The organism is Rhodothermales bacterium, from assembly GCA_013002345.1.
In the GTDB taxonomy this organism is placed as follows: Bacteria; Bacteroidota; Rhodothermia; order Rhodothermales; family JABDKH01; genus JABDKH01.
In genome coordinates, this window is sequence record JABDKH010000377.1 from 1 (window position 1) to 12,111 (window position 12,111).

At 58.5% G+C, this 12,111-nt stretch carries 13 protein-coding genes; 6 read left to right on the forward strand and 7 right to left on the reverse strand.

Annotated elements, in window-relative coordinates:
- The 6 genes from HKN37_17725 to radA form a co-directional block, all read right to left on the reverse strand.
- A partial coding sequence (locus HKN37_17725) for an N-acetylmuramoyl-L-alanine amidase (GenBank protein ID NNE48496.1) occupies positions 1-913 on the reverse strand: 913 nt, incomplete at its 3' end.
- 251 nt (positions 914-1,164) lie between these two features.
- On the reverse strand, positions 1,165-1,923 hold the full coding sequence (locus HKN37_17730; protein ID NNE48497.1) for a hypothetical protein: 759 nt from the start codon (positions 1,921-1,923) through the stop codon (positions 1,165-1,167).
- A gap of 82 nt (positions 1,924-2,005) precedes the next feature.
- Positions 2,006-2,869 (reverse strand): hypothetical protein, encoded by an 864-nt coding sequence (locus tag HKN37_17735; GenBank protein ID NNE48498.1) that lies wholly within the window; start codon positions 2,867-2,869, stop codon positions 2,006-2,008.
- A gap of 66 nt (positions 2,870-2,935) precedes the next feature.
- The gene (locus tag HKN37_17740; GenBank protein ID NNE48499.1) at positions 2,936-3,700 is read right to left on the reverse strand and encodes a hypothetical protein; all 765 of its coding nucleotides are present in this window, start codon (positions 3,698-3,700) and stop codon (positions 2,936-2,938) included.
- Between the two features lie 35 nt (positions 3,701-3,735).
- Complete coding sequence (locus tag HKN37_17745; protein ID NNE48500.1) at positions 3,736-4,338, reverse strand: sigma-70 family RNA polymerase sigma factor; 603 nt, start codon at positions 4,336-4,338, stop codon at positions 3,736-3,738.
- A 167-nt stretch (positions 4,339-4,505) separates the two neighbouring features.
- Positions 4,506-5,870: a DNA repair protein RadA gene (gene radA, locus HKN37_17750; GenBank protein NNE48501.1), complete on the reverse strand. Its 1,365-nt coding sequence runs from the start codon at positions 5,868-5,870 to the stop codon at positions 4,506-4,508.
- 241 nt (positions 5,871-6,111) lie between these two features.
- Here radA and HKN37_17755 point away from each other — a divergent pair, with 241 nt between their 5' ends.
- Genes HKN37_17755 through HKN37_17775 form a run of 5 tightly spaced genes read left to right on the forward strand, consistent with a single transcriptional unit; the run spans position 6,112 to position 10,382 of the window.
- Positions 6,112-6,873, forward strand: a complete 762-nt coding sequence (locus HKN37_17755) for an ABC transporter permease (GenBank protein NNE48502.1) — start codon at positions 6,112-6,114, stop codon at positions 6,871-6,873.
- Between the two features lie 10 nt (positions 6,874-6,883).
- Positions 6,884-7,645, forward strand: a complete 762-nt coding sequence (locus tag HKN37_17760) for an ABC transporter ATP-binding protein (protein NNE48503.1) — start codon at positions 6,884-6,886, stop codon at positions 7,643-7,645.
- Position 7,646: 1 nt separating this feature from the next.
- A complete protein-coding gene (locus HKN37_17765; GenBank protein NNE48504.1) occupies positions 7,647-8,582 on the forward strand; it encodes an MCE family protein in 936 nt (311 codons plus the stop codon).
- A gap of 11 nt (positions 8,583-8,593) precedes the next feature.
- Positions 8,594-9,160, forward strand: coding sequence for an HDIG domain-containing protein (locus tag HKN37_17770; GenBank protein NNE48505.1), 567 nt, complete (start codon positions 8,594-8,596; stop codon positions 9,158-9,160).
- The gene (locus tag HKN37_17775; GenBank protein NNE48506.1) at positions 9,153-10,382 is read left to right on the forward strand and encodes a DUF445 family protein; all 1,230 of its coding nucleotides are present in this window, start codon (positions 9,153-9,155) and stop codon (positions 10,380-10,382) included. The genes HKN37_17770 and HKN37_17775 overlap by 8 nt, the downstream gene beginning before the upstream one ends.
- An 8-nt stretch (positions 10,383-10,390) precedes the next feature.
- Here HKN37_17775 and dusB read toward each other — a convergent pair whose 3' ends face one another.
- Complete coding sequence (gene dusB / locus HKN37_17780) at positions 10,391-11,440, reverse strand: tRNA dihydrouridine synthase DusB (GenBank protein ID NNE48507.1); 1,050 nt, start codon at positions 11,438-11,440, stop codon at positions 10,391-10,393.
- 186 nt (positions 11,441-11,626) lie between these two features.
- Here dusB and HKN37_17785 point away from each other — a divergent pair, with 186 nt between their 5' ends.
- Positions 11,627-11,902, forward strand: coding sequence for a PLDc_N domain-containing protein (locus HKN37_17785; protein ID NNE48508.1), 276 nt, complete (start codon positions 11,627-11,629; stop codon positions 11,900-11,902).
- The last annotated feature ends 209 nt before the right edge of the window (positions 11,903-12,111 follow it).

Here is a 12,111-nt window from a genome sequence, read left to right on the forward strand (position 1 = left end):
TCTGCCGAATCAATGCTTCCTCTTTGAAAGCGGCGTATTGCTCTGCGTTCTCTTCCAGTGAGACTACGCTGTTCTCACGATTCATGACATCCTGAGCAGCTTTCGATTTGTGCAGGCCGAGGAAATACGTTTCCGTCCCCTTCGCAGTCCGTCCACGTCGCTGCGCATTCGCATGAATCGAAACGAACAGCTTTCCACCGGCCTCGTTCGCAATCTTGCCGCGTCGCTTGAGTTCGATGAAACGATCGTCCGGCCGCGTGTATACGACGCGGACGCCGAGGTTCTCTTCGAGTAAAGCACCGAGTTTCTTGGCCACGTTCAGGGCAACGTCCTTCTCACGAATTCCGTACGCGCTGGCACCCGAGTCCTTGCCCCCGTGCCCGGGGTCAATGACGATCGTATCGAGTTTCCACCTGTCGCGTGCTGCGACGGACGGACCATTCGTCGGTGGATCCTTGCGTGTGTTCGCGACCGGAGCGACCGGCGTAGCGTCCGGATCATAGATCAGGCCTATCAACAGATCGTTGCTGTCGCGATCACGATATGCGCTGACTTTGTAGGCGATGCTCGATTCGAGCTCGAACTTGAACGTAAGATGTTCTGCGCCGGGCTCGAAGAAGTATGCGACGAGTGGTCCGCTGGGTTTATCATGCTTGTACGGCTTCGCCAGATCAGCATTGAAAAGGATCATCTCGTACTTGGACCCCTCTGTGTTGCGAGCGGCCGAATACGCGTGGATGTAGTCTGACGAATGCAGTCGAATGACAAAACCGTCGCCACTATTGGTCGCGACGACGGAAACGCGATTTACCGTCGGCACATCGGAGGCCTGTGCCGACAGCGGTACAGCCAATGGCACCAGAGCAGCAAGAAATGCCGCTACAAGGACTAATATTCCTCGATCGAATCTCATGGACACAGAGAAAGGGGCCGGTTGCGCATACACAGCGTGGGACGCTAGATGCTTCTGAAGAAGCAATTATTGGTCCGCAACGCGGGTACGAAGAATATCGCCGCTGCGCACATACCGCTTAAACCGCTTAAGGCCGCCGATTGCCGCACGACGCGAGGCGCAGGGGGCCAAAAATAGGCCGGGGGCACGCATACAACAAACCCCCGTCCGGCCGGGACGGGGGTTCGCTGCTTCAAGATTGCAGAGCCCGGCTACCACTCGAGCTTGTCGTCGTCCAACAGTTCCGCCTTTCGGCGGTCGATGATCTGCTTCCGGGCGGACCGTCGCTCGTTGAGTACAGTCGTTTCCTTCTGGAGTCGCTGCTCCAGCTTCTCAATCCTCTTCTGGCGCACCTCCAGCTTCTTGTCGAAGATATCACCCAGGCGCTGTGAGAGCTTCTGCTCCATCTCCTTCTTCTCAGCCCCATCTGCTTTCGAGAGCTTTCGTGCAATCTGGCGCGTCTCCGCTTCCATCTTCATGATTTCGGGATTGGCATGATCGAAGTCGAAATCGAATTCGAAATCCTCGTCGATGAACAGCGGCGCCATGGACCGAAAACGCATCTGACGGGCATGATCCATCATATCGCCCTCGGAATGCCACTCCATTACTTCATGAGGCGCATCACCCATTCGCCGTATGAAGACGTTTGCTTCCTTGTCGTCCCCGTCTGGTGCGTGCATGCGCCGACGGATAATCTTCTTGCGGCCATCGCCGTCGTCTTCCTCAATGATCATGACGCGTCCACCCTCTTCATCGACAATCATGCGGGTTCCGTCGGGCAGCTCGATGTCACCGTCCTTCACGGGCTTGCCGTTGACGGTCACATTCCCGTCATCGTCTACCATGACCTTGACTTCCTTCTTGACGACTTTCTTGTCGTCGTCCTGGGCGAATGCGGGGGAAAGACCCGCCGCAAGGATGAGGAGCCCGCTGAGTAGCAGGCCTAACTTGTAACCGAATTTGTTCATCGCTTGAATCCTCTCTGGTTTCATTTTCGTTTTGTTCAGAAATCTCTCGATTGGTGACGATGGCAGCGCACCGAGTGACCTCCTACTTACCTATGAGCTCGCGCAGCCGCCGGTCTATAATCTTGTCGCGTAGCGACTCGCGTTCTTTCAGCCTGGTCTGCAAGGTCTCCAGCTCACTTTCCAACTGATCGACTTCCCGTCGGCGGTTGTCCTGCTTGAGTTCGAAAGCCTGCCCGAGCCGGGCTCTTAGCTGAGCAACCAGTTCGTCGCGCACCTGCCCTTTTTCCTTGCTCCGGACCTCAGCCGACAGCGCCTGTATCTCGGACTCGAGGTTCCACTCGTCCACCAGTTGCTTGTACAGTCCTTCGTCGTTCTGACGGACGGCCTCCCAGTATGTGGCGACATTCAGTCTCGGGAGTTCGGCCGCCATTGCCGCCGACATCTCGGCCTGCTTGCGAATCTCATCCGCGAGCTGATCGGTGTCCTTCGCGCGTCTTCGTTCTAGTTGCTTGCTGATCTCGTTCATCTCCCGGGCCTGACCTTGAAGCGCTTCCATCTGACGGCGCGTCGCCGGGTCTGCCATTCCGGAGCTATACCAGGTCCCTTCTTCAACGGAGCCCAGCGCGTCGAAGAACTGCGCACGTGCACCATCGACAGCGACATTGCCCTCCGCTTCGTGCAGCCCATCCGCATCGAGCATGTAATACCGGCCGTCGATCTCGATGACCGGCTCGCTTATGCCGGCCCACGCGAAATTCAGGCTGATATCTTTCGTTTCCAGGCTCTCTGGCAGGCTATTCTTCGGTACCTCCTTCCCGTCGATCCGAACCACGCCGTCGCGAATCTCGAGCGTTCGCATACTCTGCGCGAGTGTATCGAACGGCACCATCAAGGCGATCCCCAGGCACACGACCACTGCCATGCTTGCCATTGATTTCCTGTTCATCTCACTTCCTCGAAAACGTGTTTGTAGTCGTTGTTGGTGTGTGGGTGACTGTTGATACACGTCCATCTAATTACCTGATGATCCTGCCTGATAAACGCCATCAAGCCGGCCGCCGGTTGGCATCATTTCCAGGGGAACGACGGGTTTGTCCCACTCTTCGCCGGCCTGTCGAGACTGCAGCAGGTCGATCCGCTGCCTCAGGCGGATGAGCTCGTCGCTCTCGTCCCAATCGGTTGCTGTCGCCGCAATGACGGCCGGAGCCGGTGCGTTCATGCGACCTGCTCGCATGGACGAGTCGTCCGGGGAATCACGGCGCGCTACCTCATCTCCGACTCGAAACGCATCGGCGAAGGCGGGAGCCACGCTTTTTCGTTCGGCCGGGGCCTCTTCCCGTTCCGCCAGAGCCTCGTACATCGCGCCGTCCTCGTCCATCTTGTCCATACCAGACTCAGTGCTTACAGCCGTATCCGCAGGGTTCGACGGGGTCAGCACGGCGCGCCAGACTCCGATTCCTGCGATCGCGACCACGAGGGTAGCGGCAACGGCCATGCGAAAACGTGGCGAAGTGAGCAGCCTGAGCGGTGACCGATCGACCCGCACGACTCCCGGCATTTCGCCACGGCTGGCGGCACCCGCTGCCTCGACGATTCGATCGACAACCGCTGCATCCGGCCGTTGACGACTCCGGTGGTCCATCCAGAACTTGGCCAGACTCATCGCCTGGAATTCCGGCGACGGGCTATCGCCCGCGTCCGATTCACTTGGGCGCGGCACGTGGTTGACGTCCTCCTCCTGGTAAAGGCGCTCTACTATTTGTAACCGAGTGTCCATAAGCACAGCTCGCTATTGTTCATCCGTGGTGATCTTCATGCGAGATCAGCCAATCGTTTCGTGTTTGACTCAGACATCATTTTGCGAAGGTTCAGGAGTGCGTAGCGCATCCGCCCCAGCGCAGTGTTGATGGAACAGTCGGTCAGCTGCGCGATTTCGCGGAACGTGAGTTCAGCGTCGTGACGAAGCAGCAAGACCTCCCTCTGTTCCGGCGAAAGACGCTCGATGCACGCCTCCAGCATTTCCCCCTGCTCCGCGAGATGCAACTGATCGTCGGCGCCGGGTTCGGCATCGGCCAGTCGATCCCAGAACGACGAGTCGTCGTCTTCGGTGCTGGACTCCACGTCGGTCCACTTCTTCCTTGACCGCAGGTGATCCAGTGCTGCGTTCCTCGCGATTCTCATAACCCATCCTATCCATCTGCCCTGCTGGTCATACGAGCCGCGCCTTCGCTGCAGCGCACTGATGACCCTCAGGTACGTTTCCTGAAAAAGGTCATTCGCCACGCTTCGATCGCGCACCATACCCATCAGGTAACCGAATACCCGTTCCTGATGCCTCTCAACGAGTTGGCGAAAGGCCCGCTCGTCCCCGTTTTCGAGATAATCAGTAACCAGACTTTCGTCAGATGGATGCATCCCGTTTTCTGCTGACCATCAGTCTGTCCATTGCCCGCAATCGGCACATTTACCGCTTCGGGCAGGGAGATAACGCTCACCGTCGGGCATTATTGCGTGCCCCATCGCGAATAAGAGCGGATCTACGAATCGAGCGACCGATAGTGTCACGTTGGCTCAATAAAGGCTCAAAACACGAGATCCAGAAGCCGCGAGACCGAATCGACCGGCGTTATTTCAAGATCATCGCCTGATTTCAGCCCGGACATGTTACCGGCGGGGATGAATGCGTGGTTGAAGCCCAGCTTGCGTGCTTCCTTCAGCCGCAGGGGAATTCGACTCACCGAACGGATTTCGCCTCCGAGTCCAATTTCTCCCACGAAGAACGATCGATTGCCGACGGGTACGTCGCGGAAAGAAGTAGCAACGGCGACAGCAACTCCCAGATCGACGGCCGGCTCCTCAAGTCTGACGCCGCCGGCGACATTGACGAACACATCGTATGACGCGAGACGCAGCCCCTCGCGCTTTTCGAGAACAGCCAGTAGCATTTGCAGCCGGCGCGCATCGAATCCGGTCGCCGTACGTTGCGGTGTCGCGTACGACGTCTCGGTGACCAGGGCCTGAATCTCGACCAGTATCGGCCGCGTGCCCTCCAGCGAGCAGACGACAGCGGAGCCGCTTACATCGGTACCGCGTTCCGCGAGAAACATCTCACTGGGATTGTCCACTTCCCGGAGTCCGGACGACAGCATCTCGAATATCCCGATCTCGTTCGTCGAGCCAAAGCGATTCTTGACGGCACGCAGAACACGAAACGAGTTATGCCGATCTCCTTCGAGGTGCAGCACGGTATCCACCATATGCTCCAACACCCGTGGTCCCGCGATGGCCCCCGACTTCGTCACGTGGCCGATCAGAAACGTGGGGATCTCCAGATTCTTCGCTACGTGCAACAGCGTTGCAGCACTCTCCCGTACCTGACTTACCGAACCCGGCGCGCTTTGCAGGTCGGGCCGGTAGATGGTCTGGATTGAATCGACGACCAGGATACCTGGTACGAGGTCCTGCACGGCAGCTGCGATGACTTCGACATTTGTCTGAGCGAGAACGTGCGTGTTACGCGAATCGATACCGAGCCGGTCGGCTCTGAGCTTCACCTGCCGGAGCGACTCCTCTCCGGTCACGTACAGAATCGTGGTGTCGACGAGGTGCGTACCGAGGACGGTCATCAGAGTGCTCTTGCCAATGCCCGGGTCGCCGGCGAGCAGAATGAGAGATCCCGGAACGATCCCCCCTCCCAGAACCCGGTCGAACTCTTCTATGCCGGTCTTCACGCGGGTCTCGGTATCGAGCGAGACGTCCGACAATCTCGTGGGAGTTATCGATGAAAGGACACCGCTGGCGGCCGGTCCGAGGGGCGACCGGGATGCCGACGGCGCCAATTCTTCAGCGAGCGTGTTCCAGCCGCCGCAGCCGGCGCATTGCCCGACCCACTTGGCGGATTCGTTACCGCAGACCTGACAGACGTATCGACTTTTCGCACGGGCCATTTCGTTACTGCGTTTTTATCTAAAACCTGCTGATTTCGCGAAAAATCGCAACCGGTCAGGCTGTACATTTAGCGAAATATAGTTGCATGCCATTTCGTTGGGGACGCCATCGCGGCTCGCGGAAGTGCTGACGCGGGCGCGGAACTAATAACCTGCGCCGTCATTTTGCCATGCCCCCATTCGGTCACGTATTGACACTTCTCCTGCACAGACTGCACATCAAACACGGTCACACACGGAAATGACCGAACTCGTTTCAAGGGTGCTGCACCCGGCCGCTGCACTGGGCAAATTTACGCTCTTGCTGGTGAAGGCCTTCTCATCTGTCGGTGAATTCCGGTTCTATCGGAAGAACATCTTCAATCAGATGGTGAAGATTGGCATCGACTCGATTCCGATCGTCGCCCTCGCGGCGCTGTTCTCGGGTGCAGTCACCACTGTTCAGACAGCATATCAGCTCGTGTCGCCGCTCATCCCTAAGAGCGTGATCGGAGCGGTCGTCGTCCCGTCGTTGATTCTGGAGCTTGGTGCGGTGGTGACGGGCTTTCTCCTGGCCGGTCGAGTGGGAGCACGCATTGCAGCAGAGCTCGGCACCATGCGCGTCACCGAGCAGATTGATGCGCTCGAGGCCATGGGCCTCAACAGCATCGGCTACCTCATCGTGCCGCGCGTGATAGCCGGCGTGGTTATGTTTCCCATGCTCTACGTCGTCGCATGCTTCGTCGGCGTGGGTGGCGGCGCCTACGTCGGTACCATTACCGGTGCTGTTCCCGTCGGCGAGTTTATTGACGGGGCACGGGAATTCTTCAAGCCGTTCGATCCCATTTTTGGCCTGATCAAGTCGGTGGTTTTTGGATTCATTATTACGGCCATCCCGTGCTACAAAGGGTACTTCACCGACGGTGGCGCCGAGGGTGTCGGACGATCTACTACGCAGGCGGCCGTGACCAGCTGCGTGTACATCCTGTTGGCAGATCTTCTACTCGCAGCGCTCTTGTTGTAGCCCGATACGCATGATCCAGGTCGAGAACATCAACAAGAGCTTCGATTCCGTTCCGGTGTTGAAGAACGTGTCTCTTACCGTCGAGGAGGGAGAGACACTGGCCATCATCGGGCGGAGCGGATCCGGCAAAAGCGTACTGATGAAGCACCTGATCGGTTTGCTTCGACCTGATTCGGGCCGCGTGCTCATTGACGGGACGGACATCAACCAGATCTCGTACGAAGAGCTGCGCAAGGTTCGGCGCCAGTTTGGAGTGCTGTTCCAGGGCGGCGCGCTGTTCGACTCCATGGACTCATTCGACAACGTGGCCTTTCCGCTACGCACATTCACGGTCATGTCTGAAGCAGATATTCAGACGGAAGTTCAGGCCTGTCTCGACATGGTTGAGCTTCCGGAAGTCGGTGACAAATACCCGGATGAGCTATCGGGCGGAATGCGGAAGCGCGTGGCACTTGCCAGAGCGGTGTCGCTGCGTCCGCGTTACATTCTCTATGATGAGCCGACGAGCGGACTGGATCCGGAGACATCGAACAAGATCGACCAGCTCATCACCGACCTTGCAGACCGCCTTAAGGTTACAAGCATCGTGGTTACGCACGACATGCATTCTGTTCTGGACGTGGCCGATCGGGCCGCGCTGGTTCATGACGGGACGATACACTGGGTCGGGACGATTGACGAGTTGCACAGGTCGGATGATCGCATCTTGTGCCAGTTCGTCAAAGCGAACGAGTATCAGATCGGGAGACCAAACACCATAAAGATCGACTGACGTGAGATTTGCAAGCGAATTGAAGGTGGGGCTGGCGATTGTAGCGTCGGCCGTGATATTCATGCTCGGATACCGCTACTTGCAGGACGTGCCACTCTTGAGCGGCACAAGCAGCTATTACTCGGTGGTTGACGACGCGAAGGGATTGATATCGGGGAATACCGTTCGAATGAATGGTGTGAAAGTCGGCTCCGTTAGCAACGTTGAATACCGTGCGGCGATAGACAGCGTCCACATCGATTTCAAGATCAGCAGCAGCATTCCACTCCCGCGAGGAAGCTCGATAGATATCACAGGCATCGACGCACTCGGCGGCGTTCGAGTGGAGCTTCAACGGGGCCCGAACGAAAACCCCGCGATTCCTCCCGACGGGCGTGTCCGCAGCAATCCCGATGGCAGTGACCTGTTTGCGGATCTGGCGTCACGCGCGCCCGGGCTCGCCGACAAGACGGACAGCGTTCTCACAGGTCTGAACGAGACGATGACGTCCGTGTCAGGCATGCTGAACGATCCCGCCTCCGACCTTCGTCGGACTCTGTCGGCGCTGAGCGGCACGGCGTACACGCTGGAGCAAACCATGAAGGGCGAGAGCGACAACCTGAGCCGCATCCTGACCAATCTTGAGCAGATAACGGGCAGTGTAAGTGATGCCGTTGGTGGTGACGAGGACTCGTTGGCTATTGCCGTTGCCGATCTTCGCGCGTCCCTCGCGTCGCTGAAGAGCATGATGCAATCGCTGGAAGGAACGACCGGACGACTCGACCGGGTGACAGCCAAGATCGAGAATGGTGACGGCACCCTTGGCTTGCTTATTAACGATCCCGGGCTCTACGTCCAGCTCGACTCCGTAGCCCGCAACTTGAACGAACTGCTTGCCGACTTCAGAGCGCATCCACGGCGCTATTTGAGGGAGTTGAAACTCGTCGATCTCTTCTAGCAGGTTCACCGATGCCGAATTACGAACAGGCACTCGAACTCTTTCACTCATGGACCGAGAGTGAGAGTCTTCGTCGCCACGCCTACGCTGTCGAGGCCGCAATGGCTGAGTATGCCAGGCATTTCGACCAGGACGTCGAGCTCTGGCGCATGACCGGTCTGCTCCACGACATGGACTACGAGAAGCACCCGACGGCCGAGGAGCACCCGTTCGTCGGCGTGGCGTTGCTGAAGGATCTCGGATATCCCGAGGAGATGACCGAGGCGATACTCGGTCACGCGTCGTACACCGGGGTGGCACGTACCACGCTGCTGGCTCGCGCGCTCTTCGCCGTCGACGAGCTCGCGGGGTTCATCACCGCTGTGGCGTATGTACGTCCGACGGGCCTGGAGGGGATGAAACCGAAGTCCGTCAAGAAGAAGCTGAAGGATCGCGCGTTCGCGGCGGCCGTCAGCCGTGACGACGTTTATGCGGGCGTAGAGGAACTCGAAGTGAACCTCGATGAGCATATCGCACGTGTAATAGCGGGAATGCACGCGGACGCAGACAGGCTGGGCTTTACATCGTCGGATGAGTAACTCGTTGGAAAAGGAAGACACGCCTGAAGCCCGCGATGGAGCGGAGAAGAGTGGCGAAATAACGCGGTGGGTAAGCCAGCAGGCGCACTCGCTCCCGGAAGCCAAGCAGATCACGCGCGAACGGGTCAGAGACCTGCGAAGCCTGATCTCGAAGTACGGACGAAAGCATCTGCCGGAGCGCGTTCCCGAAACAAGGCCGGAGCCGGAGCCCCCGCGTGCGGTCGGCGCGCATGCGCGGCTTCTACCCTACCTCCGACTGTTCCCGTGGCTGCTCGGCGTCGCGTTCGGGATATCCTTCCTCTGGGATTTTCCCGAGACGTCGGTGCAACTGTTCGGCTACGACCTCGCACTCGGCGGGCTGCTTCGTATCGTATCCGTCAGCGGGCTCATCGGATTCCTCACGAACTGGCTCGCCATCACGATGCTCTTCAATCCGCGTGATCGGCGACCAGTGTTCGGCCAGGGTCTGATTCCGGCGCAGCGAGAGCGCGTGATTTATCGACTGGCCAAAGCCATCTCGGAAGAGCTGATCAACGCCGAGATCATCAAGCAAAAGATTGAGGAATCCAACGTCATACCGAAGTATCGGGAGATGGCTTTATCCGTCAGCCGCGGTGTGATCGAGGATCCCGACTTCCGCGAGGAGCTCAAGACCCTCACGACGGACTATCTGAATCAGGTCGTCGCCTCGGAAGACATCCGGAAGCGTATCGTTGAATTCACGGTCGAGAAGATCGAACGTGAGGTGGGTCAGGGAGTTGGCGGGTTGGCGCTGAAGGTATACCGCTTCCTGAATGAAGAGGATTTCCAGCGGCGCCTTGATCAGGCTATCCGTGAACTACCGTCGTCGCTCGACACCGCGCTGGACGAAATGGACAGCCTCCTGGACCGGCTTCCGGAGAAGATCGAAGCCCGTTCCGAGGAGATTGAAGAGTGGGCCACACGGCTCGTTCTCGGGTTCGTCGAGAACCTGGACGTCTACGGAATGATCGTGGCGAACATGTCCAACTACGACGAGCAGCAGCTCGAGAACCTCATCAAGGGATCGACAAACGAGCAGCTCAACTACATCAAGTATCTAGGTGGAGTACTTGGCTGCATCGGCGGGCTTGTGATTTGGCGGCCCCTGTTTGCACTGGCTGCGTTTGCCATGGCCGGCGTCGCATTGTACTCAATCGACGTGCTGCTCCTCCGACTGACATCGGCGCGTTCGAGCGGTTGACTCCCGGATCAACTCGTTACAGGAAGTCGCGCTCGGCGCGTTCCTGTGATCGGTGCCGGTTGTTTCGGAACGGCAACGCGTACGTCGGCGTCGCACTCCGGGAAGTTCATCAGGACTTCGAGCACTCCTTTCTCCGTGGTCTCTTCCATGATCAACGACCTCAGCCGACTGGCGTTTCGGAATCCCCTGAAGTAGCCGCTGTACATGCGACGCATTTCCATTACGCCCGTCCGTTCCCCGAGCCAGCCGCACTTTAGATGCAGGTGCTCGGCAACGACGGCCAGGCGCTCCTGCCAGGTGGGCGGCGGGGGCACTTCGCCCGTTTCGAGGTAGGCACGCGCGTCGCGAAAAATCCAGGGGTTACCAATCGCACCACGGCCGACCATCACGGCGTCGACTCCCGTTTCGTCGAACATCGCCTTGATGCGCTCGGGCGTAGTTGCATCGCCGTTCCCGATGAGCGGAATCGACAGGCGGCTCTCGTCGCGTATCCGCCCGAACCACTCCCATCTTGCATCGCCCCGATACATCTGCGACCGCGTCCGAGCGTGCACTGCGAGAGCTTGCACTCCGATGCTTTCCAGCATCTTTGCGACTTCTACGATGCGGATACTGTCGTCGTCCCACCCGAGCCGCGTCTTGACGGTCACCGGCAGGCTCGTCTCCTCGACTACCGCCTCCGTGATGGCCCGCATCTTGGGCAGGTTCCGCAGGATACCCGCACCGCCATCTTTGCAGACGATCTTCTTGACGGGACAGCCGAAGTTGATATCGATGATGTCGGGTCCGACCGCATCGACAATCCGAGTGGCTTCGCGTACCTGGTCGATGTCGCCGCCGAATATCTGGATCGCGAGCGGTCGCTCGGAGTCGTCGAAATCGAGTTTCTTGTGTGATCCGGCGGCATCATACACCAGGCCGCCCGACGAGATGAACTCAGTGTAGAGCAGATCGGCACCGAAGCGCTTGCAAAGCACCCGGAACGGCGGGTCGCTGACGTCCTCCATGGGCGCCAGGAACACCGGTCGATCTGTGAATTCGATATCTCCTATTCGCATTGGAGGGCGGAGGCTGTCGGCTGTCGTGGCGCGTCAAACGGGCGCCCGGAAGCGGCAGTTCCCCGGCTGGCGGAGCGAGTCGCAGCGGCCGTGTAACTTTACAGACGGATTATCGTCATTACTAAAGGCTTTCCGGGCGTGAACGCCGCACTGTTACGTGACATTATACTGGAGACGAAGTCGAAGATGAAAACCTTGCAACGATCACTCGGAGCGGCCGTAGCGGTCCTGTTCACCCTCTTTCTCACTGGATGTGGCGGCGCGAATCTTCTCGATCGATTCGGCAACTTCTGGTCATACGGAATTTGCAGTGCCATCGTCGTCATCCTGGATGTCATCGCGTTGATCGAGGTATTTGGAAGCGACAGGCGAACCACCGGAGACAAGATCCTCTGGACAATCGTTATCGTCTTCTTCCCGGTCTTTGGACTGATCGTGTATTACCTGTTCGGCCGCGAGTAGCATGCCGGACCGCTCTTCTCCGGCCGGTCGCCCCTCGGGGTGGCCGGCCTTTTTTATTGCCCAAATCTTGTTTGAGATCGGACGAGGAGGTTCTGCGAAGCCAGTACCTTTTGAACGTTCCTGCGCCTCTGATCGAGGCGCACTTAATCCAGACATCGTACGGAGCAGAATTCTCGTGCCAGACCTCCGATCGGCACCGGTTTTACCAC